This is a genomic window from Synechococcus sp. W55.2 (assembly GCF_047461635.1).
Taxonomy (GTDB): Bacteria; Cyanobacteriota; Cyanobacteriia; order Thermostichales; family Thermostichaceae; genus Thermostichus.
On sequence record NZ_JANSHM010000004.1, the window covers coordinates 1 to 23834 of the forward strand.

The window sequence follows — 23834 nt, forward strand, 5'->3', positions numbered from 1 at the left end:
GTCTGCCCCCCGCGCACCCCAGCCGGGGGGCACGCCGCGGCTCACGCCTTTTTGTAATATTTTTGTCTGGGTTGGCTCTTTTTGCACAACCCCCGCCCCCCAAACTCCCGGGGTGAGCGGGGCACTTCTCTACTGAGCCCCCACTTGTGCTGGGGAACGATCGGCATTCGCCAGGTGTGGCAAGCCACGCGGGAGGTGGAAGCCGAGGTGCGCAGCCAAGAGGCCGAAAGCAGCTTGCAAACTTGGCGGCAGGAGCTGTGCTGGCGAGAGTTTTACAAGCATGTCTTGGCCCACTGGCCCCACGTGGAAACCGGAGCCTATCGACGAGCCTTTGATGCACTGGAGTGGGACAATCGGCAGGACTGGTTTCAGGCTTGGTGTGCGGGGCAGACGGGATACCCCATTGTGGATGCGGCCATGCGCCAACTGAACGAAACTGGCTGGATGCACAACCGCTGCCGCATGATTGTGGCCAGCTTCCTGACCAAGGATCTGCTTATCGATTGGCGCTGGGGGGAACGCTACTTTATGCAAAAGCTAGTGGATGGGGATCTGGCGGCCAATAACGGCGGTTGGCAGTGGAGCGCCAGTGTGGGCACGGATCCCAAGCCCCTGCGCATCTTCAACCCGGCCACGCAAGCAGCCCGCTATGACCCGGAAGGAGAGTACATCCGTCGCTATCTGCCGGAGCTGGCACGGCTGGATACGCCGGCTCTGCTGTGGGTGGGAGATGACCCCAAGGGAGCCTGGGCTTTGCGGGAACGGCGAAGTTGTGGCTATCCGGATCCCATTGTGGATCACAAGGTGCAGCAGCAGGCGTTCAAACGGCGCTACCAGGCGGTGCAGCAGGCCTACTCTAGGTCTGTTCGAGACGGTCTCCCCCCTCCTTCCTAGTCCTCTGTGCCGCTGCCCCCTCTCTCGACGACGGCAGACAAAAGGCAAGACAGGTGCCATTTGAAATGACCACAAAGCAGGTCTGTGTAGTTGTAGTCAATTCAGTTGACAATGAGACGGTGTTAAAGGCAAGATGACGTGGGGGTAGACCTCAGGAGGAAGCTTTATGACCTATAGCTTAGACCTGAGAGAGAGAGTCGTAGGGTATGTCCAGGAAGGGGGCAGCCCCACTGCAGCTGCACAGATGTACAAAGTCAGTCGTGCAACGGTTTATCGCTGGCTGAACCGAGAAGACCTGAGGCCGACAAAAGTCAAGACTCGGAAGCGAAAGATAGACTTGGTCGCTCTGCAGCAAGACGTAGAACAGTACCCAGAAGCTCGACTGAAGGATAGAGCCCAGAGGTTTGGCGTCCATCCCAGCGCTATTTACTATGCTCTTAGGAAGATGAAAACAACGCGAAAAAAAAGAGTTAAGGCACCGAGAGCGGGATTGGCAAGAGAGAATCCAAGAGAGAATCAACGACTCTAGGGTCTTGAGGGAGTTGGTTCAGAAGTATGGAAGTGAGAGTTTAGCTTACAATGGGCTCTGCACCGCTGACGCGAATGATGAGAGAATGACGGGACAGGGTTTGGGGAGATACGCACCTGTTTTATGCTTGGCCAAAGAGAGGGGAGAAAGTTTATGGGAAGAGAGAGAGCTGAGTAGCCGGTAGGAGGAAGGAGAGAGGGGGTTTGATAGCCCCGACGCTTTTTCAAGTAGCTCGAATGCGGAAGAATTTGAGGGACACTAAATGCCGAGTTTGGAGAGGACATCTGTATTGACTCTGAGCAATGGGCCGATTCAAAGGCCTAGGGCCTGCTCGGCGAACGGAAGGGAAGGATAAAGGATTTGATGAAAGCGGCAGGGCAGGAGGTGGTTTTTTGCTGAGGCCCTCGCCAGACTTGAATGAGATTGAGGGTGACTTTAGTGCTCTCAAGAGGGCAAGGATGCATGCTGATAGAGGAACTTCTGTGGATGAAGTGATAAGGCCTGCGGTCCGCTGTTGCAGACGGAACTGTTGTACTGGCTAGCGTCTCATTGTTATTTGGATTGACTATGGCGGCTATTCCAGCAGCAGCGAGAGGAGGGCTAGGGATCTTCAGGGCAGTTGCAGCACCTGAACGGGCGAACCGGCAGGGATCTGGGTTGTCCCTACTGGCAGCACAGCCAAGGCATTACAGCCGGCCAGACTGATGAGATTGCCGGAATTGAGGTTGGCGGCGGGCTGAAATTGGATCCCCTCAGGCCTGACCTGCAGCCGTCCCCAGAGATAGTGTTCCCGCTGACCGTCGGCATGCAGATCCACCGGGCTGAAGGCGGAGAGGATCTGCCAGTAGGGGGGCAGGGATCCGCCCATTTTTCGCAGGGCCGGGTGCAAAAAGCGCCAGAAGGTCACCAGGGCAGAGGCAGGGTTGCCCGGCAGGCCAAAGTAGAGCTTGGGGGGGCCGTGGGGATTGGGAAAACGAGCCACCGTCAGGGGTTTGCCCGGCTTGATGGCCACACTGCGGATGAAAATCTCGCCTCCCAACTCCTCCAGCACCTTTTCCACCAGGTCAAAATCCCCCACCGATACCCCTCCGGAAGAGATCACCCCATCGGCGGAGGCCAGGGCCTGCTGGACGACCTGCCGCAACACCTGGAGCCGATCCGGCACGATGCCCAACTGGATCGGGATCCCACCCGCTGCCTTGACCAGAGCCGCCAGGCCGTACTGGTTGGAATCCACGACCTGCCCCGGCCCCGGCACCTGCTGGATGGGCACCAACTCATCCCCTGTCGAGAACAGGGCCACCCGAGGCTGACGAAACACCGGCACCATCGCCTGTCGGATGGCAGCCAAAACGGCCAGCTCCGCTCCACCCAAAGCCTGCCCTGCCGGCAGGAGGGGATCCCCCTGGCGGGCAAAGTCTCCCTGAGGCCGGACAAATTGGCCCCGCTGCGGACGCTGCAAGAGGCGAACGGTTCCTGGCGAAGGTTGCTGCGTGTATTCCTGCATCACCACGGTGTCCGCACCGCTGGGCAAGAGGGAGCCGGTGTAGAGACGCACCGCTTGTCCAGGCTGGAGCTCTCGGGTGGGTGCCTTTCCGGCGGGGAGAGTCTCAATCACCTGCAGCTCACAAGGGATCCCCACTTGCACATCTTCATGGCGCACGGCATAGCCATCCATACTGGAGGTGGGATGGGCCGGAAAATCCTGGGGGCTATACACAGTTTGGCTGAGAACGCGGCCTTGGGCGGATCCCAGCTCCACCCACTCTGGGCCCAGCGGCTGAGCCGCCTGCAAAATCAGGGCTTCTGCTTCGGCCACCGGCAGCATCACGGCTTTTAAACCCCCTTCTCCAACACCTTTCTTCAGCATCCAGAAGTCGGTTCCGCCAAGGCCATTAAATTACAACTTAAACTGCGAACAGCAGCCATGAATTCCGACCTTGGCATGAGAGGTGTATGACCAGGATCCCACCAAGCCCCAGAGCTGGCAAGAAGTCGCAGCAAGTTGCCCATTGGGAGCTGCAGCTCTTTCGAATTCGGGATCCCGGTCTTGCTGGGGAGATGGGGATCCCGGCAGCGTTGCAGCCGGCCACAGGCTATCTGGCTGCTGTGACTGCGGAAGCTGGATACTGGTCACGTAGCGGGCGTAGCCTTGGAACGACTGAGCGACCAGATAGCTCGAGCGCAGCAAGCGAGGTGTCTATGTTAAATGCCGCCGTCATCCTCACGATCTTCCTTGGCTTCTGGGGAGTCGTGGTCAAGCGCAACCTCATTATGAAGATCCTATCTATGGATGTTATGAGCACCGGGGTCATCGCCTTCTTCGTGATCTGGGCAGCCCGGAGCGGTGTGTTCACCCCCATCTACAAACCCTGGCGCGAGCTGGACTATGCCGACCCGGTGCCTCAGGGGATCATCCTCACGGCCATCGTCATCGGCCTATCGGTACAAGCCTTGATGTTGGTGGGGGTGATGAAGCTCTCCCGCAATCATCCCACCCTCGAAGTCGAGAGCATCGAACAGGCAGTCGCGTCAGGGGCGCAGAGCACTTTTACCGATGACTGAGCTGACGCTGGTGTGGGTGGCATTGCCCTTTCTGCTGGCCTTCACAACCTACTTGATGCCGGCCCTGACCCGTCCCAGCTTGGTGGGGATGGCCGCGCTGACGGTGGCCTATGCGGTGCAGCAGGGGGGCTTGCCCGGCACAACCGCTGCGCCCTTGGAGCTGCAGCTTTTGGATCACTTCGGGGTGACGCTGCGGATCGATGCCAATGGAGCAGCGATGCTCTTGGCCCACGGCCTGGTCACGCTGGGGGTGGCCCTGTATTTGGATAGACGCTTTGCGGGCAGCCGCTTTCTGGCCATGCAGTTGCTGATCGTCCACGGTAGCGCCAATGCTGTCGTCATCAGTGCCGACCTGATCAGCGTCTACGTTTCCCTGGAGGTGCTCAGCATCGGCGTGTTTTTGCTGCTGACCTACGGGCGGCGGGCTGAGGGCCAACCCACAGTGGAAGAAAATGCTCCGCACCGCGATCGCCAGCTCTGGGTGGGGCTGCGCTACCTTTTCATGAGCAATGTGGCCATGCTCTTCTACCTGATGGGCGCAATCCTGGTCTATGTGCGCACGGGATCCCTGGCGATGAGCAGTTTGGCTATGGCCGACCCCACGGCCTTGGCGCTGATTGCTGTGGGTCTTTTGGCCAAGGGGGCGATCTTCGTTGCCGGCCTGTGGCTGCCCCTCACCTACGTTACCGCGGATCCCGTTGTTGCGGCGGTGCTCAGCGGTTTTACGACCAAAGCAGGAGCCATGGCTTTGGTGCGCTGCAGCGAGGCTTCGCCGGTCTTGGCCCAGGGGTTGCCCTACTTGAGCGCTGGTTCAGCCGTTTTCGGGATCCTACTGGCCCTGATGGCGAGCACGCCCCAGCACCTTCTCGCCTGGAGCTCGGTATCGCAGATGGGATTTGTGATTGCTGCCCCTCAATGGGCGGGTTTGTACGGTCTTGCCCATGGGTTGGCAAAGCCCTTGCTGTTTGTTGGAACAAGCGTGACCCATCCCTGGCGTTGGCCGATGCTGCTCTTGGGGACGGCTTCCCTGGCAGGGGTACCCGGCAGTTTGGGGTATGCGGCCAAGGCCCTCAGCTTGTCTGCTCTGGATCCCTGGCACGAGTGGCTGTTGGTGGGGGTTACCGTCGGCACCACTTGTTTAGGCGTGCGAGTGCTGCGGGCACCTGTTTCTCCAATGAAGGGGGCAACCACCTCTGCAACTCCTTGGCAAGATAAAGTGGCACTGGTGCTTTGGGGTGGGGGCTTGCTCTGGGGCTGGCTGCCGGCGGCCTTTGGCGCTGACAATCTTCTCAAGGCGCTCCTCAGTTTGGGCGTTGGGATCCCGCTGGGCTGGTTTTGGGAGCGGATCCCTTTGAAGGGAGGGTCGGTGAACGAAGGGCTGGAAGCAGTGGTGGGCGGCTTGAGCATAGTGTTGGTGCTGGTTTGGGCTCTGTTAGCTGTGGGGAACTATGGGACGCTACCCTGAGTTGGGTCTATTGGAGATCGGCCTGCGGCTCTTGATTTGGTTTTTGCTGACGGGCAATTTGAGCTGGGACAATGTGGCCATTGGGGTAGCGGCAACGTTGCTGCTGCCGCGCCAGGCTTTCGCACCGGTGCAATGGCGGGATTGGGGGCGAGTGCTCCAGGAAATTCTTCTCGCCATCCCAAGAGCCTACTGGGAAGCCTTCGAGATGATCCTCAAGCCCCACACTGTTGAGGAAGTTGTATACAAACAAACCCTGCCCAACCGTTCAGCAGGGCTGGTGTTTCTGGATATCTTTTTAATTACCTTCACGCCCAAAACCATCGTGCTCAATTGCAATGCCCAAGGCACTTATGAAGTCCATGTGCTCAAGCCGCGGGAGGACGTGTGAACCTACTGCTGTTTCTCCTGACCCTAACGCTGTGCTTGCCCCTGTATGCCGCTTGGCTGAAGGAAGATATTTGGCAGACGATGCTCGCCTTTGCCAGCCTGGCCACGAAGACGGCCATCCTGATTTTGGTGGTGTCGGTGGTGCGGGATGATTGGATGATCGGGATTGTGGGGGTTTTGATTTTGTCGGTGGGCAATGCGGCCTTAATGCTCTTGGCTCATGTACTGAAACGGCTGGAAATGCTTTAGAAAGGCCCTGGGGGTAGGTATGGAAGTCTGGGTGGAAGGTCTGAGCTATCTGTTGTTTGGGATTGGTGTGCTGTTTTGGTTGTGGGGAACGGCGCCGCTCCTTGGGGATCGCTCGATTTTATTTAAGCTGCACGGCCTTTCGGTGTCGGACACCCTGGGCTCTATGAGCATCATGCTGGGGCTGCTGTTGCGGATCCCACGGGAATGGCCCCTGTTGGTGTTGGCACTGATCTCCCTGGCTATTTGGAATACCATTCTGGGCTATGTGCTGGCGTTTTGCTCGCAGCGCAAGTCCCTATAGGAGGGCAGGATGGAAGAGACCCTGTTGCTGGTGATGGCGTTACTCCTGCCCCTGACGGCAAGCTTGGTGGTGACTCAGACCAATCCCTACCACGCCTTGGTAATGCGAGGGATCCTGGGGACGATTGCCGCCTTGATCTACGCGCTGTTTGGGGCGGCGGATGTGGCTCTGACCGAGGCGCTGGTGGGCACTATGCTTTCCATTACCCTCTACGCCATTGCGGTGCGCTCTTCGCTGAGTATGCGCCTGGGCGTTCTTGAAGGCAGCCCTGTGCTGGAGGCCAGTACCTCAGCAGCACGGCAGTTGTTACAGCAGATGCGCCAAGGGCTACAGCGGTACCACATGCGCTTGGAGTTGACCGCCTATGGGAGTTCGGAGGCGTTGGTGGCTGCTCTTCGCAGCCGGGAGGTACACACCATTGCCCTTGAGCCCGCCGGAGAAGCAGCAGAGTATCGCCTGGTTACACGCGTGCCCCGCCTGCAGGCCATTTTGGCGCAGCAAGCTCTGGCCACTGAGGTGATGGCGACATGAAGTGGGTGTATGGGATAGCGGTGTTGCTGGCAGCCCTACAGCTCATCGTGGGCGAGGCGGGATCCGTGTCCCCCAATCGCGCAGCGGGCGTAGCTTTAGTCGAGGCAGTGGAGATTCTGGCCAGCGAAAGCGGTGTGCCCAACACGGTGACGGGTCTCATTCTGCGCAACCGCCTCTACGATACGGTCTTTGAAGTGGTGGTGTTTTCTACGGCGATTTTGGGCGCCCAATACCTGCTGGCGGATGAGCAGCCGACAGCCAATGTAGCTCAATTTACCGATATTCCCTCGATTGTGTTGGCGCGAGTGGGGGCCACCATTTCGGCTTTGATCGCGGTGGAGCTGGCCATTCGAGGGCACCTGACGCCGGGCGGAGGCTTTGCTGCCGGGGTGGCGGGGGGGACGGCCATTGGCTTGGTGGCGATCACCGCCTCTTCCACCTGGATGGAGGCCATCTACAAACGGTGGCGGGCTGCGATGTGGGAGAAGCTGTCGGTGGTGACGTTTATCGGGGTGGCCGTGGTGGCTCTGGCCGGCTGGGAATTGCCCAGAGGGGAGTTGGGGGATCTGTTTAGCGGCGGTTGGATCCCGATTCTTAACATTTTGGTAGCCATCAAGGTGGCGCTGGGATCCTGGGCGGCAGTTTTGATCTTTATTCGCTACCGCGGCTTGTTATGAGGGTCTAAATGGGTTAATGAGAGGTACCCCTGTCCCGGCAAAATCACGGACATTGCGAGTAACCAGGGTAAGTCCGTAAACCAAGGCTGTAGCAGCCAGTTGTTTGTCAATTGCATTTTGAGAGTGAGGTACGCACAGGCTTCCCCATACCTGGGCTTCGGTAATTGTGAAATCAAGAATGTGATCGGCATAGTCATCGACAACCGTTTGCAGCCACCTCTCCAGAAGGTTGGCTTGCAGATGATCGCCGCGATGGCGCATGAGTTCAACGCCTCGGCGGAGTTCGCCCAGCGTGATCACGCTGATGTAGATGCGGGCCTCTTGCTCAATGGCAGTTTGAAGAAATTCTTGAACCCCGGAGTTGGCTTGACTGTGTTTGCGCAGCTCACTGATGACGTTAGTGTCAAGCAAATACGTCATGGGCAGTGTTATCTTGCACCCGCTCAAAGTCTGAATCGTTGCCAACGTTAGGTATCGATCTGAGCACTTCGGCAAAGGACTGTTTCGCAGGCTGGAGTAAGACTTGCTCTAGAATTTTGCGGTGTTCGGCCTCTGCACTAACGCCGTGACGACTAGCCCTTTGTTTGAGAGCTTTGACAATGGCTTCGTCAACATTGCGAACAATTAACGTGGCCATAGAGCGTTTCCTCGATCGGCAGATCCCTGGGCGGCTTTGCTGCGACGATAGCATTGATATCATCTAAAGTTCAAGTTTTCCCGTCTATTGATACTGATGAAGAAGCTGCCCTTTTGCGGGTTGCCCCAGAGAACTCCTGCCTGCCAGGGATCCAAGCTCTGCCTGCTGTGCATAGCCTTTGCAAGTGCAACACCCAAAAAAGAGGGATCCCGATGAGCAACTTGACCTGCAGGTGACCTCTACAATAGAAGGCTGACCCTGCCACCTCTGGGATCCCTATGCCGCGCCGCACCGATATCCACAAAATCTTGCTCATTGGAGCGGGGCCGATCGTCATTGGCCAAGCCTGCGAATTCGACTACTCGGGCACCCAAGCCTGCAAAGCCCTGCGGGAAGAGGGCTATGAGGTCGTTTTGGTCAACTCTAACCCCGCCACCATCATGACGGATCCCAGCATGGCGGAGCGCACCTACATCGAGCCGGTGACGGCGGACTTTGTGGCCAAAATTATCGAGCGGGAACGCCCTGATGCTTTGCTGCCCACCATGGGCGGCCAGACGGCCCTCAACGTGGCGGTGCAACTGGCCCAGCAAGGGATCCTGGAGCAGTACGGGGTGGAGTTGATTGGGGCCAAGCGGGAGGCCATTGAAAAAGCCGAAGACCGGGATCTCTTCAAGCAAGCCATGCAGCGGATTGGCTTGGCCGTGCCCCGCTCTGGCCTGGCCCACACCCTGGAAGAAGCCAAGCAGATTGCCCAGGAGATCGGCTATCCCCTCATCATCCGCCCGGCCTATACCCTGGGGGGCACCGGTGGTGGGGTGGCTTACAACCAGGAGGAGTTTGAAGAGATCTGCGCTGCCGGCTTGGAGGCCAGCCCCGTTTCCCAGATCTTGGTGGAGGAATCGGTCATCGGCTGGAAAGAGTTTGAGCTGGAGGTGATGCGGGATCTGGCGGATAACGTGGTGATCATCTGCTCCATAGAAAACATCGACCCGATGGGGGTGCACACTGGCGACTCCATCACCGTGGCCCCGGCCCAAACCCTCACCGACAAGGAATACCAGCGGCTGCGGGACTATGCCATCGCCATCATGCGCGAAATTGGCGTAGAGACCGGGGGATCCAACGTGCAATTTGCCGTCAACCCTGCCAACGGTGAGGTGCGGGTGATCGAGATGAACCCGCGGGTCTCCCGCTCTTCCGCTTTGGCCAGCAAGGCCACCGGCTTTCCCATCGCCAAAATTGCCGCCAAACTGGCAGTGGGCTACACGCTGCCGGAGATCCCCAACGACATCACCCGCAAAACTCCGGCCAGCTTCGAGCCCACCATCGACTATGTGGTCACCAAGATCCCTCGCTTTGCTTTTGAAAAATTCCCCGGCGCAGAGCCGGTTCTCACCACCCAGATGAAATCGGTGGGGGAGGCGATGGCCATTGGCCGCACTTTTCAAGAATCCATCCAGAAGGCCCTGCGCTCTTTGGAAATCGACCGTCCCGGTTTTGGCAGCGATAGGCCGGAGGTTTTCCCCAAGCCGGAGGAAGTGCGGGCCAACCTGCGCACCCCCAACCCCTTCCGCCTGCTCACCATCCGCACCGCTCTGCTCATGGGCTTTTCTGCCCAGGAAATTGCCCAGCTCACCCACATCGATCCCTGGTTTATCGACAAGCTACAGGAGTTGGTGGAGGTGGAGCAAGCCCTCAAGGGGCGGGAGCTGGGATCCCTGAGCGCTGACGACTTGAGACACCTCAAGCAAATGGGCTTCAGCGACCGACAAATTGCCCACCTCACTGGATCCACGGAACATCAGGTGCGGGCCTGCCGCAAAAGCCTGGGGGTGATCCCCACCTACAAAACTGTAGATACCTGCGCCGCCGAATTTGAGGCTGCTACCCCCTACCAGTACTCTACCTACGAGAGCGAGTCGGAGATTTTCCCGGCCCGCAAAGAGAAGGTGATGATCTTGGGAGGTGGCCCCAACCGCATCGGCCAGGGGATCGAATTCGACTACTGCTGTTGTCATGCTGCCTTTGCCCTCAGCCGCCTGGGTTACGAAGCGATCATGGTCAACTCCAACCCGGAAACCGTTTCTACCGACTACGACACCGCTGATCGCCTCTATTTTGAGCCGCTCACCCATGAAGAGGTGATGAACTTGGTGGATGCTGAGCAGCCGGTCGGCCTGATCGTGCAATTTGGCGGTCAAACTCCCCTCAAGCTGGCGCAGGGGCTGGCAGCAGCCCAGGCTCCCATCTGGGGAACTTCCCCCGACTCCATCGACATTGCTGAGGATCGGGGGCGCTTCGAGCGCATCTTGCGGGAGTTGGATATTCGCCAACCGGCCAACGGCATTGCCCGCAGCGTGGAAGAAAGCTTGGAAATTGCCCGCCGCATCGGCTATCCGGTGGTGGTGCGGCCCAGCTACGTCTTGGGGGGACGAGCCATGGAGATCGTCTATTCCGACCAAGACCTGCAGCGCTACATGCAACTGGCGGTGGCGGTGGATCCGGATCGTCCGGTGCTGGTGGATCAGTTCCTGGAAGAGGCGGTGGAGGTGGATGTGGATGCCATTGCCGACCGCACCGGCGCCGTAACCATCGGCGGCATTCTGGAGCACATCGAGCAGGCCGGGATCCACTCGGGCGATTCGGCCTGTGTATTGCCCAGCCGTACCCTCAGCCCCGACGTGCTGCAGGTGATTCGCCAATGGACGGTGAAGTTGGCCCAAGCTCTGAAGGTGGTGGGCCTGATCAACGTGCAATACGCCGTCCAAAAAGGTCAAGTCTATATCCTGGAGGCCAATCCGCGCGCCTCTCGCACCGTACCCTTCGTCAGCAAGGCTATCGGCCATCCGCTGGCAGACTACGCCGCTCAAGTGATGAGCGGCAAAACCCTAGCCGAGCTGGGCTTTACCCAGGAGGTGATCCCCTCCCACATTGCCGTCAAAGAAGCGGTTTTGCCCTTCCACAAGTTTCCCGGCACCGACACGCTGCTGGGGCCGGAGATGCGCTCCACCGGTGAGGTGATGGGCATTGACACGGACTTTGGCCGCGCTTACGCCAAAGCCCAACTGGCGGCGGGGCAGAATCTGCCTCTCCAGGGGACGGTGTTCATCAGCGTCAGCGACCGGGATAAACAGGCGGTCATCCCGGTAGCCCGCGAGTTTGTGGGGCTGGGCTTTCGCCTGTTGGCCACCGAAGGAACCCAAAAAGTTTTAGCCGAGCACGGGATCCCGGTGGACAAAGTCCTCAAACTGCACGAGGGACGGCCCCACGTCATCGACGCCATCAAAAATCACCAGATTCAGCTCATTATCAACACCCCTTCCGGTGTCGAGGCGCAGCAAGATGGCCAAAAGATCCGCCGCACTGCCCTGGCCTACAAGATCCCTCTGGTGACAACCCTGGCAGGAGCCAAAGCCACTGCGGCTGCCATCCGTGCTTTGCAGTCGGGATCCCTGCAGGTGAAGTGCTTGCAGGATTTTTTCTCTGTCTAGGATTCTGGAGGAAAAAAAGCAGGTCCCGGACGGCACCTCTTTCCTAAACCCATCCTTAAGAAACGTCTGCTCAAGCTTGGCTGCCATCAACTGCCAGTGACCGACCTTCGCCGGGAAGCTCTCAAAGACCTCCAAATTGCAACATATCGGTGCTGATTTGTATCGACAAATCCATTTTTTTCACATTCCCGTTGCGGAAGTTAGGGATCCCTGTCGGCATCCCTAAAACTGTCTAGCCTGAAAGGAGAGGATGCTTTTAGCGGTCGGCGCGGGAAGAGTTTTGCCCCGTTCAAGGAAGCCGACAAAGCAAAGAATGGTTTTGTCTCTTTAGGAGTTGGCCTATGAGTACGGTAATTCGCCGCTCCTCGGCTGCGCGGCAGCTCTGGAGTTGGAATGGCTTTTGCCAATGGATAACCAGCACCGAAAACCGGCTTTACATCGGCTGGTTTGGCGTATTGATGATCCCGACCTTGTTGGCAGCAGCCTTTTGTTTTGTAATCGCTTTTATTGCTGCTCCGCCGGTGGATGTGGATGGGATCCGCGAGCCGGTGATCGGCTCTTTGATAGGGGGGAACAATCTCATCTCGGCGGCGGTGGTGCCCACGTCGGCGGCCATCGGCTTGCACTTTTATCCCATTTGGGAAGCCGCCTCTTTGGATGAATGGCTCTACAACGGCGGCCCCTACCAACTGATCGTGCTCCATTTCCTGATCGGGGTGTGGTGCTACCTGGGCCGGCAGTGGGAGCTGAGCTATCGCTTGGGCATGCGTCCCTGGATTGCGGTGGCGTTTTCCGCTCCGGCGGCGGCGGCTACGGCAGTGCTCTTGGTCTACCCCATCGGCCAGGGCAGTTTCTCGGAGGGCTTGCCCCTGGGGATCGCCGGCACCTTCTACTTCATGCTGGCTTTCCAGGCGGAGCACAATATCCTCATGCACCCTGCTAGCTGGCTGGGGGTGGCCGGCGTCTTTGGCGGCGCTCTGCTGGCCTCCCTGCACGGCTCCCTGGTGATCTCCAGCCTAATCCGCGAGACCTCGGAAGAAGAGTCACAAAATGCCGGCTACCGCTTCGGGCAGGAGGAAGTCACCTACAACTTCCTGGCCGGGCACTACGCGTTCTTGGGGCGGCTGGGGTTCCCCGGCCTGGGCCTGAGAAACAGCCGTTCCGTCCACTTCTGGATGGCGGCCCTGCCCACAGTGGGGATTTGGGCGGCGGCAATAGGTATCGGCATAATGGCCTTTAACTTGAACGGCTTGAACTTCAACCAGTCCATCCTGGACAGCCAGGGCCGGTTCATCCCTACCTACGCCGATCTCCTCAACCGCGCCAATCTGGGGATCCAGGTGATGCACGCCCCCAACGCCCATCATTTTCCCTTGCTGCTGGCGGCTCAACCCTAAGGCAGGCTAGGGGCAGTCCAGCCGGAAAGCGCGGTGAATAGCTTGCAAGGCCGGGATCCCTCGATCCCGGCGCACTACACAGCTCACCTTGATCTCCGAGGTGGCGATCATCTCGATGTTGATTCCGGCTTCGGCCAGAGCTGCAAACAGGCGAGCAGCCACGCCAGGGTAGGTTTCCATCTCGGCGCCGACAATGCTGACCTTGGCAATGTCGTGATCCGCGTCAACTCCTGCCGCCTGGAGCTCTTCGGCCACCTGCCGGCAGACTGCCTCAGCAGCCATCGCTTGATCCTGAGGCACGGTAAAGGCAATGTCGGTACTGGGGATCCCGTTGTGGTAGCCCCGCTGGCTTTGGATGATGGTGTCCACGATGATCCCGGCAGCCGCCAAGCGCCCGAACAAATGGGCGGCAGTTCCCGGACGATCCGGCACTTTGCGAAGGCCCAGCCGCGATTGCTTCAAATCCAAGGCAACACCGCGTACCGGGTGGCTGTCTTGAGGGGCAGCCGGCATCTTTGCCCGATGCAAGTGGGGGATCACCTGGAACGACTCTCCCAGAGCCAAGGCGGCATCACCGGCCCGCTCCGCAGCCACCACACAGCTCACCTTGATCTCGGACATGGAGATCATCTGCAAATTGATCCCGGCCTCGGCCAGCACCTGGAACATTTGCGCCGCGATCCCAGGTCGGCCCATCATCCCCACCCCGGCAATGCTGACTTTGGCCACCGCCTCATCCACAATCACCGCTGCACACTGCAGCTCTTGGCCAATCCGCCGGGCAACGGCTGCAGCCTCGGTCACCTGCGACCGACTGACCGTAAAGGCAATGTCATTGGTGGGCTGGGGCACGGATCCCTGCGGCAAGGAGTCCGTCCCGCTGGCGTGAGCGGCTGTGAACTGGAGCGACTGCAAAATCAAATCCACATTCACCCCTGCCGCCGCGATCCCCTGAAAGAGCTGGGCGGCAATGCCAGGGCGATCCGGCACCCCCACCAACACCAACTTGGCCTGATCCCGATCCAGCTCCACCGTATCCACCGCCAGGCCCAGCTCGATACTGCTGTCGGCAGCACGAGGACGGGGGGGAGGAGAAAGAATGAGAGTGCCCTCGCATCCCGCCTGCAACGGCTCCAAGCTGGAGCGCACCCGCAGCTTCACACCGTAGTTGCGGGCAATCTCCACCGAGCGGGGATGCAGCACCTGGGCCCCCAAGCTGGCCAGCTCCAACATTTCATCACTGGTGATCTCCGGCAACAGCCTGGCCTCAGGCACCTTACGCGGATCCGTGGTGAAGATCCCCGGCACATCGGTGTAGATCTCACACAGCTCTGCTCCCAAAGCCACTGCCAAGGCCACCGCCGTGGTGTCGGATCCCCCCCGACCCAGGGTGGTGATCTCCAGCTCCGCCAGGCTGGTAATCCCCTGGAACCCGGCCACCACCACCACCTCTCCCCGCTCCAGATGCTGCCACAGGCGGTCGGTGTGGATGTGCAAAATGCGGGCCCGGCTGTAATCTCGAGTGGTGACAATGCCCACCTGGGCTGCCGTCATGGAAAGGGCAGGACACCCCAGGCGTTGCAGCGCCAAAGCCACCAGGGCAATGCTCACCTGCTCACCGGTGGAAAGGAGCATATCCCATTCCCGCAACTGAGCCGGCGTGGTCGGGGATCCCTGCAAGATCTGCTCCCCCAAGCCCACAAGGCGATCGGTTTCATCCCCCATCGCCGAGACCACCACCACCACCCGATGTCCCCGCTCCACCGTGTGGGCCACCCGTTGGGCCACGGCTTGGATACGCTCGACAGAGCCGACAGAGGTACCGCCGTACTTTTGAACGATTAAGCTGCGTTCCATGAGAGAAGAACGAGGTCAGGGGCGGTTTGGATCCTACCCCGGATCTAGGTCAAGCCCAGCCCATTTTGCAAAAACGGCGGCACCGGCAGCAGGATCAGCACCAGCAGCGTGAGCATCCCCAGCCCCAGCAGATCTCGGGCCTCGTCCAGTTCCGTCACATCGTTGAGGGCCGGCTCGTCGGCACTGGAAATCACAAACAGCAGCAGCGCCCAGAGCAACAACCAGGGCTGCACCGTCAAGGCCAGCAGCAGCACCAACCAGCGGGCTACCCGGCCTACATTCGCTCCCATCTGCTGTCCATACACCGCGTGGACAATGTGCCCCCCATCCAGTTGGCCCACCGGCATGAGGTTAAAGGCAATCACCACCAAGCCCAGCCAGCCGGCAAAGGCCAGCGGGTGCAGATCGATCACCTGCCCCGGCTGCAACTGATCCCCCAGCACCATGCGGGCCAGAATTGCCAGCAGCACCGATAGGCGCGGGTCAAGGCGATGAAAACTAATCGGGGTCGGCTGCCCCTCGGGCACCGCGGGAGGATCTACAGGCGCCGAAAACACCAGCCCCAGCAACAACATGCCCAAAGCAACAAGGCTCCCTGCCAGCGGCCCGGCGACGGCGATATCAAACAACACCTTGCGGTTGGGCACCGGCTCTTTCAACTGGATAAACGCCCCAAAAGTCCCTAGGACAAAAGGCACCGGGATGAAATAGGGCAGCGAGGTTTGGATGTGGTGGCGGCGGGCCACCCAGTAGCGAGTCCACTCATGGGATCCCAAAATGGCAAGGATCCCTAGAGCATAAGGCAACCCTTGCATCAGAGAGGGCAAATGCAGTAGCCGGTCAGGGCTGACCCCAGCCGCTTGGGCCCCAGCACTGAGGGTGGTCCAGAAGGTGAACAGCAATAACCCCAGAGCCAGCAGCGGGAACTCTCGACTGTCCGCCGGGGAGCGCCGCGCCGCCGGGTTGGGCACCAGGGCAAAAAAGGGCTTACCGGCAAACCCCTCCTGCAGCACCACCAAAAAGCGTTTGCCGAAAGTGGTTTCCACATTCTGCTGCACCCGCTCATAGGCTTCACTGGGATCCGCCCGCAAGTTGCCCCGGCAGATGATCGCCTGGGGACGGTACTCCACGTTTTGCAAATAAAAGACGCTCCAGGGGAAGCAGTGGCTCAGCTTTTCCCGCGGCACTTCGGAGATGGGGGTGTGGGCAAGAGCCACCGAGACCGGATCTGCGGCGCTGTCTTCTTCCTCTTCCTCCGGCTCAGGTTCTGCAGCCGGCGAGGGATCCGCTTCTGGGGATGCGTTTTCCACTTCGGGCCGAGGGTCTACGGTTGGGGGTCGAATGCCCCCTCGTCTCACCAAGGTCATGCTGGTAAAGTAGGAGGTGAGAAACAGCAGCAGCATCAGCAAGGGGGGCACCTCGTACTGGAACACCTGACGCCCCAGCACCCAGACCAAAGGGGGCAGCATCATCACCAGCCACAGGATCCGCCACGGCACCTTTGAGAGGCGGGCCACACTTTTTTGCAGCAGCAGGTAGGTTGCAGAACCCACCAGCGCCAACAGGATCCAATCTGCCATGAGTTCAAAAAACGGAGGAGAACACCTCTACCAAGCTAGCGGCAAATCCAATCCCCTTGCTACAGCTTGCAGCCGGGATCCCTCAAGAGCCCAATTGTTGCGTGGCCTGCTCAGAGGTGTCCACCGTATCTGCTGGATCCCCAATTTCCGGGCGAGCTTTTCGCTTTTCTTGCGGGCGGCGGGGCGAAAAAAGGAATCTCCTTGAGGCGTGCCTCTGCTTCCGGCGTCCACTGTACGGCTAACCCAGCAGCCATTCTGGCAAAAAGGTATTCCCTGTCATGCCTCGCAGGGTGAAATAAACAAACAGCAGCAACAGCAGGGATCCCAGCGTCACCATGGCCGCCGCTGTTGGACTTTTGCGATACAGGCTAACAAAAGGCTGGAGGCCGGCCCAGATCCCCCCCAGCAAAACGGTAATAAAGTAGGTGGGGTAACGGGAGACATTCTCCACAAATTGGTCTTCCAGTCTGCGGGGGGGCTGCGGCTGTGGCATGAGCAGCTCGGGCTCTAACTCCTTTCTCCTCAGTGTGCCATAGGTAGCTGTCAACCATCTGGAGGCTGGCCATCTTCAGGGAACTGGCGGCAACTCAAAAAGTGTAGTCATCTCAAACTAGATTGAGACACTCCCCAAACGCTCCGCGCCGCTGTCGCGACCCCCCAGCTCATCTCTCTGGGAGAGGGGGGTTGGAGAGCAAGGCAACGGAAATGTTTTATTTCCATTCAAAATGACTATAAATCTCCTCCATTGGCGCTCTTTTGGCAGCCGAGCAACCTCGGCTCCCCAGCCGCTGTGGCACCAACCGACCGGTAAGCAGCCTCTCTGCCGCTTGGCTCACAGCCTCCGCGAGGGAGAAAGTCCATCGTCCCCTCATATCAAAAAGAACATCTACTTCACGAAGAGTGGTTGGAGCGAAGGGGAGACTGCGCAGATTCAGGAAACCGAGAACCTGATATGGTAGGCGTTATCCTGCCTGATCTGCTCTTTTGCTCAGTGCAGCCTCCCCTCTTCATAGACTGATGCGAGAATTGCCCTCTGATCCTTCCAATCGTGCCGGCGTACCCTTTGGGGATCAGACCCTGGCTCTGATGCGCGTCCAGGAGGCCCTGGATCAATTGGAGGCAGCCATTCTCAGTAGCCCTCGCCTGTTTTGGTCTCGCACCCTTATTGAAGAGGAAAAGATTCTGGAGCAGTTAGACTTTATCCGCCTGAACCTGCCGACAGCCCTGGAGGAAGCGGAGGAACTGCTGCGCCAGCGGGATCGGATCTTGGCAGAGGCCAATCGCTACGCCCAAGAAATTGTGGCCGCGGCCCAACGTAGGGCTGAGCAGCTCCTCAACGAATCGGCGATTCTGCGACAGGCCCAAGCTCAGGCGGAGCAGTTATTGCAACAAGCCTATCAACATAGTGAGGAGGTGCGGCGACAGACACTGCAGGAATCGGAGCGCCTGCAGCGGGAGGCCCACCGTTACGTGGATCAGGTGTTGCAAGACTTGGAGTTGCGGTTGGTGGAGTCCTTGCGGGTGATCCGCAACGGGCGGCAAAATCTGCAAACCTAACAGCAAAGAGCCAGACTGCGACTTGAACGCTGCCTTCAACCTGTGCCAGGAGCATTTTTATCCCGCGTTGTGCAAGTCTTTTGGAGCGGTGGGTTAGGGATCTCCTGAGCAGGCGAGGGACGGCTCCCCTCGCTAGACTTGAGCAGAAGACGTTCCCCAGCGGCCCTTGACATCCTCTCTGCCCATCATCCTTGGCGTATCAGGCGCTTCAGGGATGCTCTATGCTGTGCGCGCTCTGCATGTTCTGCTCAGCCTGGACTACTGTGTCGAAGTGGTGGTCTCCAAAGCGGCCTATCAGGTGTGGCAGGGAGAACACGGGGTGCTGCTGCCGACAGACCCCCGCAAGCAGGCCCACTTTTGGCGACAACAAGCCGAGAGCAGCGGTGGATCCCTAGTTTGTCATCGCTGGCAGGATGTGGGGGCAACCATTGCCAGTGGCTCCTATCGCACGCAGGGGATGTTGGTGATCCCGTGCAGCATGGGTACAGTTGCCAAGTTGGCTGCCGGCTTGAGCTCGGATCTGCTGGAGCGGGCTGCTGATGTGCAGCTCAAGGAGGGACGACGCTTGGTGGTGGTGCCGCGGGAAACCCCCTTTAGCCTGATCCACCTGCGCAACTTGACCACTCTGGCAGAAGCGGGGGCGCGTATTGTCCCGGCCATTCCGGCTTGGTACCACCAGCCGCGCACCATCTTAGACTTGGTGGATTTTGTGGTGGTGAAGGCGCTGGATCAGTTCGGTATTAATGGCGATCTCATTCGCCGCTGGCAGGGGATGCGCCAGCATCAGATCCTCAAGCTGCCCCCTGATCTCTGAGCGGGATCCCTTTTCCCGGCGGCAGGCTGGGATTTGGCTTGGGGGTGTTCCAAGCTGGGGGGGCCCTGTGCCGATAGCCCTCACTTGTGGCACCTTGCCGGGAATAGCTCAGATCACTTGCTGAGCTAGCCGACTCGGGGATCCCGCCGAAGGTGGGTGGGCAAGTCAGGGCAGGTCTCCAGACTGGCCGCCCATTCCCCGATGAGGGTGTTGACCCAGTGAGGCAGCTCGTCGTGGGCGCAGTGGCCTACTCCCGGCAGCTTCACCAAGGCGAGGGCAGGCTGCCAGCGCTTAAATTGGTCTGCCAAAAAACTAGGCACTGCCGGATCTTCTTGGCCCCAGAGCAACAAGATGGGCGTTTTTAGGGTGGGCAGCAGGCGTTTGGGGCTGTCGAAGCGGCGGCAGAGAATGGCTCTCAGACCGTCCAAAAACACGTGGGCTGCCCCCGGTTCAAAGGCCGGTCTCTGGAAGATCTGCACCAGCTCCTCATCCACCTGCTCATCCCGCTTGTAGACGTTTTTGATCCAAGCCCGCAGCACCTCGGTTTGCCGCAGCCAGTTAAACAAATGGGGATAGGTGAGTGGGCAGCCCAAGACGGCCAGGATCCCGTCGCAAAGGAGCTGCACCAAGACATCCCAGGGAGGGGGTAATTCTTCGGGGTGAGGCCCATCGGCGCAGCTAATCAAGCACAGGCCCTTCACCATCTGGGGATAGCGGGCGGCGGCAATTACCCCCACCAAGCCCCCGATGGAATGGCCTACCAGGATGCTGGGCTGCTGGATGTGAGTTTGCCAAAACTCGTACACCTGCTCCACCCACAGATCAACGCTGTAGGCGATCTCCGGCTTGGCACTCTTGCCAAATCCCAGCAAGTCGAGGGCATAGACGGAGCGCTGGGATCCCAGAGGGACGATGTTGTGGCGCCAATGGCCCACCGAAGCCCCAAATCCGTGGATTAAAAGGGCCGGAGCTGCCGTTAAGTTGACTACACCGGCAGGGGTTTGGGCACGACTGGGAGTGTAAGTGAAATGGATGGGCCAGCCCCGCCAATGCCAGGTTTGGGGGTAGCCGTAGCGAGGCAAAGCCGACAAGGGATCCCTGTCGCTACCCGTTGGGGAAGGGGAGGGCGCATCAACAGAGGAGAAACCGGGATTGCCGACGGAATTGGCGCTGACCCGAGCAGAAGGGGAAGGATGGGAGTTGAGTCTGTGCAAGGGAGGAGTGGGTGACAACAATAGGCTCATCTCCAATTTAGGCTAGACCAATCTTAGTGGTTTTCTCGGCTCGCCCAAAGCTACTTTGCTACCGGTTCTTCTTTAGGACATGCCAGCATGACTGTGCCCCTGACTCCAGACCCAATGAATGAAGCCTTCCAGGTAGACCCAATCACTGCTGCCAGCTTCCGCCAGATCGATCAAGAGATTGGCCCCCACCCCTGGCAAGGGATCCCTTATGAGGTGGTGCGCCGTGCCATTCATGCCACTGCCGACTTTGAGCTGCGGGATCGCTTTTTCTTCGGCCCCAACGCCGTTGAACACGCCCTGGCAGCCCTACGGCAAAAGCAGCCTGTCATTGTCGATGTCAGGATGGTGGCAGCTGGGATCCAGTCAGGTCTGAAAGCCCAAGGGATCCCCCTCTACTGTGCTTTGGACTGGGTGGAGGAGCCCCGTTGGCCCGGTCAAACCCGCGCCGCCAATGGGATGGTGAACTTGGCACGCCGCTATCCAGAAGCCCTGTTTGTCGTTGGCAATGCCCCCACCGCGTTGCTGGCTTTGGTGGAGGAGATTCGGGCACAGCGGGTCAAGCCGGCTTTGGTGATCGGAGTGCCGGTGGGATTTGTGGCGGTGGAAGAGGCCAAGCAGGCGTTGGCGCAAACGGATGTTCCCCAGATTCGGGTGGAGGGCCGCAAAGGCGGATCCCCAGTTGCTGCTGCCATTGTCAATGCCCTTCTCTTGGCAGCTCAACGGGATCCCATCCCCAACTGACTAGAATTGAAGGGATATCTTCAGACCTTTCCCATGACCCCAGAACAAGAGGAGTGGCTGATTCGCAACCTTCAGCAACAACAAGAACAAATCCAAGAAATGCGAGCCGAGCAGCAGCGGTCGGCTGAGCGCTTTGAGGCTCAGATGGTTGAGATGCGGCAGGCCTTTGCAGCCCAAATCTCCGAGATCCGGGCTGAACAGCAACGATCTGCCGAGCGCTTTGAGGCCCAGATGGCCGAAATGCGGGCCGAGCAGCAGCGGTCGGCTGAGCGCTTTGAGGCTCAGATGGTTGAGATGCGGCAGGCCTTTGCAGCCCAAATCTCCGAGATCCGGGCTGAACAGCAACGATCTGCCGAGCGCTTTGAGGCCCAGATGGCCGAAATGCGGGCTGAACAGCAACGATCTGCCGAGCGCTTTGAGGCTCAGATGGCCGAAATGCGGGCCGAGCGGCAGGCTATGGAAGCCCAACTCCAGACCGAAATCCAGGAGATCAGGGCGTTGATCCAACAGAACCAGGAGCGGATTCGACAGAACGAAGAGCGGGGAGACGAGCTGGAGGTGGCCATACAGGAGTGCCGCCGAGATATGCAGGCTGGGTTTGCCGAACTGAGGGAAGCGCAAGCCATGATGATGGAGCAATTTCGGGAGCGCGATGGCCGCCTGATCGAGGCTCAACTCAGCTTTATTCGGGAGATGCGGGAAATGCAACGGGAAGTGGCGGAGCTGCGACTGGATTTTCTCAATCACATGCGCCAATACCACCCACCTGTCGAACGTTAAATGGCTACGGCAGCACCTGGGCGGTCACCTCAGCTTGCGGTCGTAGGGGTAGCGGGGGATGGCTCTGTGGCTTCCTGGGGGATCCCCCCCCTTTCCCAAGCCAGGGTTTTGGCAGGAGCCCCTCATCTGCTCCGGCACTTTACCGATCATCCGGCCCGCAAGATCCCGCTCACTGGGCCGGTGGAAAGTTGGATCCCGCTTTTGCAGCAGGAGATGGCTCAGGGATCCCTAGTTTTGTTGGCCAGCGGGGATCCGTTTTTCTTCGGGATCGGGCGGCTGTTGACGGAGTATTTCCCAGCGGAGCGGTTGGCCTTCTATCCGCAGGTGAGCTCGGTGCAGCTGGCCCTGAACCGCCTGCAGATCCCCTGGCAGGAGGCGACCATCCTCAGCCTGCACGGGCGGGGAGTGGAGCGGTTGGAAGCCGTTCTCAAGCAGGGATCCCCTGTGATCGTGGTGCTCACCGATCTGGAGCACACGCCGACGGTCTTGGCCCGCTTCATCTCCGACCTGCGGCTGCCGGTGCGCTACCAAGCCTGGGTATGTAGCCAACTGGGATCCCCTCAAGAACAGGTCGTGCCCCTCCAAGAAGGGGAAGACGCCGTTTTCCCCAGCCCCAACGTTGTGGTGCTGCGACGAGTAGAGCCGGAGCCAGATCCCCATCGCTGGCCTTTGGTCGGGATCCCGGACGACCAGTTCTACACCTTTCCCGACCAGCCCGGCTTGATCACCAAGCAGCCCATCCGCCTGCTCACCTTAGGATCCCTGCAGCTCCCCCAAGAGGGCGTGGTGTGGGATATCGGTGCCGGCACCGGCTCGGTGGCCATCGAAATAGCCCGCCTCTCTTCTCGGCTCCAGGTCTATGCTGTCGAGCGCAACGCCATGGGCATCTGTCTGATTCGGCGCAACCGGCAACGCTTTGGCCCAGAGAACCTGCAGGTGATCCCGGGGGCAGCCCCCCAAGTGTTGGCCGACCTGCCAGATCCGGATCGGGTGGTGCTGGGCGGCGGCGGCAAAGGGATCCGCGACCTGCTGCCGGTGGTGGAAGCCCGCCTGCGGCCTGGAGGGATCTTAGTGGCCAACTTCGCTACCCTAGAAACCTGCAGTGAAGCCCTGCAATGGCTGCGTTCTCGGGGCTGGCAAGTTCGAGTAGATCACGTTCAGATCTCCCGCTCTGCCGTCCTGGCCGAGGGCACCCGCTTTGCCCCCCTGAACCCGGTTTACCTGCTGCAAGGGATCCCTTCAAATTGGAAAGCCCAGTAAGCCCCCCGTTGCTCTGCTTTCCCTTCTCCCTGTGGGGGAGGGAAAGTTATCCCTCGTCCTCCTCATCGGCGGTGAACCCCGGTCGGTACAGGTAGGGAGAGGAGGGACGGTTGGTCTTCTTAATTTGGTCTTTGATGGATTCCAGGTCGATGTAGCGATCCGCCAAGTTGATCAGTTGATCGCTGGTCATGGAACGCAGGCTAACCACCTCCACTCGCGCCCCTTGGTAGCTGACGGCATTGACCGCGTAGGCCAAGTCCCCATCACCGCTCACCAGCACAGCCGTCTCATACCAGCGCACCAGCGACAGCATATCCACGGCAATTTCCACATCCAGGTTGGCTCTCTTGGATCCATCGGGCAACTGGGTTAGCTCTTTGGTAACCACGCGGTAGCCATTGCGGCGCATCCAGAGCAAAAACCCCTGCTGCTTTTCGTTATTGCGATCGACGCCGGTGTAGAAAAAAGAGCGCAAAAGGGGCGACCGACCACTCAGAGTCTTCAGCAGACGGGTGTAGTCGATCTCAATGCCCAGTTGCAGAGCGGCATAGAACAGATTGGATCCGTCGATGAATATGGCCACACGCCCACGGTTGTCCTGCAAGGGATCCGCAGGCTGAAAGCCGGGATCAGGATCAAGACGCAGCATTCGGGTTTTCTTCTCCAAGTTTTGACAAAAGGGCAGAAAAAAGAGGTGTTAAATGGGTTTAATCGCCAATACAGCTCTTTCCGGCAGCACTGACTACAGCTAATGCAGACGCCTCTCTTGTGCGATAGGGATCTTACTGCTTCCCAGAGTGATCTGCAGAATTCCCATGAAGTCGGAAAAAGCCGTAAAAGGCTGCCCCAAGCCTTGGGACACATGATTCACCCTA

The 23834-nt window shown here is 59.3% G+C and carries 22 protein-coding genes and 2 pseudogenes; 16 read left to right on the plus strand and 8 right to left on the minus strand.

The window, feature by feature from the left end:
- Positions 1-120: 120 nt before the first annotated feature.
- Positions 121-894 (plus strand): annotated as a pseudogene (locus NW828_RS01575) (cryptochrome/photolyase family protein); the annotation flags it as partial.
- A 166-nt stretch (positions 895-1060) separates the two neighbouring features.
- Positions 1061-1965 (plus strand): annotated as a pseudogene (locus tag NW828_RS01580) (IS630 transposase-related protein).
- Positions 1966-2033: 68 nt separating this feature from the next.
- On the opposite strand, the gene glp reads toward NW828_RS01580, so the two are convergent.
- A complete protein-coding gene (gene glp / locus NW828_RS01585) occupies positions 2034-3293 on the minus strand; it encodes a gephyrin-like molybdotransferase Glp (RefSeq protein ID WP_414380990.1) in 1260 nt (419 codons plus the stop codon).
- Positions 3294-3625: 332 nt separating this feature from the next.
- Here glp and NW828_RS01590 point away from each other — a divergent pair, with 332 nt between their 5' ends.
- Genes NW828_RS01590 through NW828_RS01620 form a run of 7 tightly spaced genes read left to right on the plus strand, consistent with a single transcriptional unit; the run spans position 3626 to position 7598 of the window.
- The gene (locus tag NW828_RS01590; RefSeq protein ID WP_414341900.1) at positions 3626-3988 is read left to right on the plus strand and encodes a cation:proton antiporter subunit C; all 363 of its coding nucleotides are present in this window, start codon (positions 3626-3628) and stop codon (positions 3986-3988) included.
- A complete protein-coding gene (locus NW828_RS01595) occupies positions 3981-5453 on the plus strand; it encodes a cation:proton antiporter (protein ID WP_414380991.1) in 1473 nt (490 codons plus the stop codon). Before NW828_RS01590 ends, NW828_RS01595 begins: the two co-directional genes overlap by 8 nt.
- Positions 5437-5841, plus strand: a complete 405-nt coding sequence (locus NW828_RS01600; RefSeq protein WP_414380992.1) for a Na+/H+ antiporter subunit E — start codon at positions 5437-5439, stop codon at positions 5839-5841. The genes NW828_RS01595 and NW828_RS01600 overlap by 17 nt, the downstream gene beginning before the upstream one ends.
- Positions 5838-6089, plus strand: a complete 252-nt coding sequence (locus tag NW828_RS01605; RefSeq protein ID WP_011431878.1) for a hypothetical protein — start codon at positions 5838-5840, stop codon at positions 6087-6089. Before NW828_RS01600 ends, NW828_RS01605 begins: the two co-directional genes overlap by 4 nt.
- A 19-nt stretch (positions 6090-6108) precedes the next feature.
- Complete coding sequence (locus NW828_RS01610) at positions 6109-6390, plus strand: monovalent cation/H(+) antiporter subunit G (protein ID WP_011431879.1); 282 nt, start codon at positions 6109-6111, stop codon at positions 6388-6390.
- 9 nt (positions 6391-6399) lie between these two features.
- Positions 6400-6921, plus strand: coding sequence for a DUF4040 domain-containing protein (locus NW828_RS01615; protein WP_414329833.1), 522 nt, complete (start codon positions 6400-6402; stop codon positions 6919-6921).
- Positions 6918-7598 (plus strand): Na(+)/H(+) antiporter subunit B, encoded by a 681-nt coding sequence (locus NW828_RS01620; RefSeq protein WP_414380993.1) that lies wholly within the window; start codon positions 6918-6920, stop codon positions 7596-7598. Before NW828_RS01615 ends, NW828_RS01620 begins: the two co-directional genes overlap by 4 nt.
- Here the strand turns inward: NW828_RS01620 and NW828_RS01625 are convergent.
- Both NW828_RS01625 and NW828_RS01630 read right to left on the minus strand, forming a co-directional pair.
- Entirely contained in the window at positions 7593-8018 is a 426-nt protein-coding gene (locus NW828_RS01625; protein WP_414348624.1) for a type II toxin-antitoxin system VapC family toxin, read from the minus strand. The genes NW828_RS01620 and NW828_RS01625 overlap by 6 nt on opposite strands.
- Positions 8002-8235, minus strand: coding sequence for a FitA-like ribbon-helix-helix domain-containing protein (locus tag NW828_RS01630; RefSeq protein WP_071818136.1), 234 nt, complete (start codon positions 8233-8235; stop codon positions 8002-8004). The genes NW828_RS01625 and NW828_RS01630 overlap by 17 nt, the downstream gene beginning before the upstream one ends.
- Before the next feature lie 278 nt (positions 8236-8513).
- On the opposite strand from NW828_RS01630, the gene carB reads away from it, so the two are divergent.
- Together carB and psbA are read left to right on the plus strand one after the other, a co-directional pair.
- Entirely contained in the window at positions 8514-11729 is a 3216-nt protein-coding gene (gene carB, locus NW828_RS01635) for a carbamoyl-phosphate synthase large subunit (RefSeq protein WP_414380994.1), read from the plus strand.
- A 341-nt stretch (positions 11730-12070) separates the two neighbouring features.
- Positions 12071-13126, plus strand: coding sequence for a photosystem II q(b) protein (gene psbA, locus NW828_RS01640; RefSeq protein ID WP_414329388.1), 1056 nt, complete (start codon positions 12071-12073; stop codon positions 13124-13126).
- 6 nt (positions 13127-13132) lie between these two features.
- Here psbA and NW828_RS01645 read toward each other — a convergent pair whose 3' ends face one another.
- From NW828_RS01645 to NW828_RS01655, 3 genes are all read right to left on the minus strand, one after another.
- Positions 13133-14983, minus strand: a complete 1851-nt coding sequence (locus tag NW828_RS01645) for an aspartate kinase (protein ID WP_414380995.1) — start codon at positions 14981-14983, stop codon at positions 13133-13135.
- 44 nt (positions 14984-15027) lie between these two features.
- Positions 15028-16563: a site-2 protease family protein gene (locus tag NW828_RS01650; protein WP_414380996.1), complete on the minus strand. Its 1536-nt coding sequence runs from the start codon at positions 16561-16563 to the stop codon at positions 15028-15030.
- A gap of 238 nt (positions 16564-16801) precedes the next feature.
- A complete protein-coding gene (locus NW828_RS01655) occupies positions 16802-17056 on the minus strand; it encodes a DUF751 family protein (protein ID WP_414356569.1) in 255 nt (84 codons plus the stop codon).
- 524 nt (positions 17057-17580) lie between these two features.
- On the opposite strand from NW828_RS01655, the gene NW828_RS01660 reads away from it, so the two are divergent.
- The gene (locus NW828_RS01660) at positions 17581-18120 is read left to right on the plus strand and encodes a hypothetical protein (RefSeq protein ID WP_414380997.1); all 540 of its coding nucleotides are present in this window, start codon (positions 17581-17583) and stop codon (positions 18118-18120) included.
- A 166-nt stretch (positions 18121-18286) separates the two neighbouring features.
- Positions 18287-18934 carry a flavin prenyltransferase UbiX gene (locus NW828_RS01665; protein WP_414380998.1) on the plus strand — a complete coding sequence of 216 codons (648 nt, stop codon included), beginning with the start codon at positions 18287-18289 and terminating at the stop codon, positions 18932-18934.
- 125 nt (positions 18935-19059) lie between these two features.
- Here NW828_RS01665 and NW828_RS01670 read toward each other — a convergent pair whose 3' ends face one another.
- Complete coding sequence (locus tag NW828_RS01670; RefSeq protein ID WP_414380999.1) at positions 19060-20166, minus strand: alpha/beta fold hydrolase; 1107 nt, start codon at positions 20164-20166, stop codon at positions 19060-19062.
- A gap of 99 nt (positions 20167-20265) precedes the next feature.
- Here NW828_RS01670 and NW828_RS01675 point away from each other — a divergent pair, with 99 nt between their 5' ends.
- From NW828_RS01675 to cbiE, 3 genes are read left to right on the plus strand one after another with little or no spacing between them, the layout of a single operon-like run.
- Entirely contained in the window at positions 20266-20919 is a 654-nt protein-coding gene (locus tag NW828_RS01675; protein ID WP_414341560.1) for a cobalt-precorrin-8X methylmutase, read from the plus strand.
- A 33-nt stretch (positions 20920-20952) separates the two neighbouring features.
- On the plus strand, positions 20953-21699 hold the full coding sequence (locus NW828_RS01680) for a hypothetical protein (RefSeq protein WP_414381000.1): 747 nt from the start codon (positions 20953-20955) through the stop codon (positions 21697-21699).
- Positions 21700-22959, plus strand: a complete 1260-nt coding sequence (gene cbiE / locus NW828_RS01685; RefSeq protein WP_414381001.1) for a precorrin-6y C5,15-methyltransferase (decarboxylating) subunit CbiE — start codon at positions 21700-21702, stop codon at positions 22957-22959.
- Between the two features lie 46 nt (positions 22960-23005).
- Here cbiE and NW828_RS01690 read toward each other — a convergent pair whose 3' ends face one another.
- On the minus strand, positions 23006-23608 hold the full coding sequence (locus tag NW828_RS01690) for an NYN domain-containing protein (protein ID WP_414351935.1): 603 nt from the start codon (positions 23606-23608) through the stop codon (positions 23006-23008).
- Positions 23609-23834 lie beyond the last annotated feature (226 nt).

Bases quoted from the DNA above. Each gene is read 5' to 3' on its own strand.
- glp (WP_414380990.1), bottom strand. From the start codon at position 3,293: ATGCTGAAGAAAGGTGTTGGAGAAGGGGGTTTAAAAGCCGTGATGCTG.
- NW828_RS01590 (WP_414341900.1), top strand. From the start codon at position 3,626: ATGTTAAATGCCGCCGTCATCCTCACGATCTTCCTTGGCTTCTGGGGA.
- NW828_RS01595 (WP_414380991.1), top strand. From the start codon at position 3,981: ATGACTGAGCTGACGCTGGTGTGGGTGGCATTGCCCTTTCTGCTGGCC.
- NW828_RS01600 (WP_414380992.1), top strand. From the start codon at position 5,437: ATGGGACGCTACCCTGAGTTGGGTCTATTGGAGATCGGCCTGCGGCTC.
- NW828_RS01610 (WP_011431879.1), top strand. From the start codon at position 6,109: ATGGAAGTCTGGGTGGAAGGTCTGAGCTATCTGTTGTTTGGGATTGGT.
- NW828_RS01615 (WP_414329833.1), top strand. From the start codon at position 6,400: ATGGAAGAGACCCTGTTGCTGGTGATGGCGTTACTCCTGCCCCTGACG.
- NW828_RS01620 (WP_414380993.1), top strand. From the start codon at position 6,918: ATGAAGTGGGTGTATGGGATAGCGGTGTTGCTGGCAGCCCTACAGCTC.
- NW828_RS01625 (WP_414348624.1), bottom strand. From the start codon at position 8,018: ATGACGTATTTGCTTGACACTAACGTCATCAGTGAGCTGCGCAAACAC.
- NW828_RS01630 (WP_071818136.1), bottom strand. From the start codon at position 8,235: ATGGCCACGTTAATTGTTCGCAATGTTGACGAAGCCATTGTCAAAGCT.
- carB (WP_414380994.1), top strand. From the start codon at position 8,514: ATGCCGCGCCGCACCGATATCCACAAAATCTTGCTCATTGGAGCGGGG.
- psbA (WP_414329388.1), top strand. From the start codon at position 12,071: ATGAGTACGGTAATTCGCCGCTCCTCGGCTGCGCGGCAGCTCTGGAGT.
- NW828_RS01645 (WP_414380995.1), bottom strand. From the start codon at position 14,983: ATGGAACGCAGCTTAATCGTTCAAAAGTACGGCGGTACCTCTGTCGGC.
- NW828_RS01650 (WP_414380996.1), bottom strand. From the start codon at position 16,563: ATGGCAGATTGGATCCTGTTGGCGCTGGTGGGTTCTGCAACCTACCTG.
- NW828_RS01655 (WP_414356569.1), bottom strand. From the start codon at position 17,056: ATGCCACAGCCGCAGCCCCCCCGCAGACTGGAAGACCAATTTGTGGAG.
- NW828_RS01660 (WP_414380997.1), top strand. From the start codon at position 17,581: ATGCGAGAATTGCCCTCTGATCCTTCCAATCGTGCCGGCGTACCCTTT.
- NW828_RS01675 (WP_414341560.1), top strand. From the start codon at position 20,266: ATGACTGTGCCCCTGACTCCAGACCCAATGAATGAAGCCTTCCAGGTA.
- NW828_RS01680 (WP_414381000.1), top strand. From the start codon at position 20,953: ATGACCCCAGAACAAGAGGAGTGGCTGATTCGCAACCTTCAGCAACAA.
- cbiE (WP_414381001.1), top strand. From the start codon at position 21,700: ATGGCTACGGCAGCACCTGGGCGGTCACCTCAGCTTGCGGTCGTAGGG.
- NW828_RS01690 (WP_414351935.1), bottom strand. From the start codon at position 23,608: ATGCTGCGTCTTGATCCTGATCCCGGCTTTCAGCCTGCGGATCCCTTG.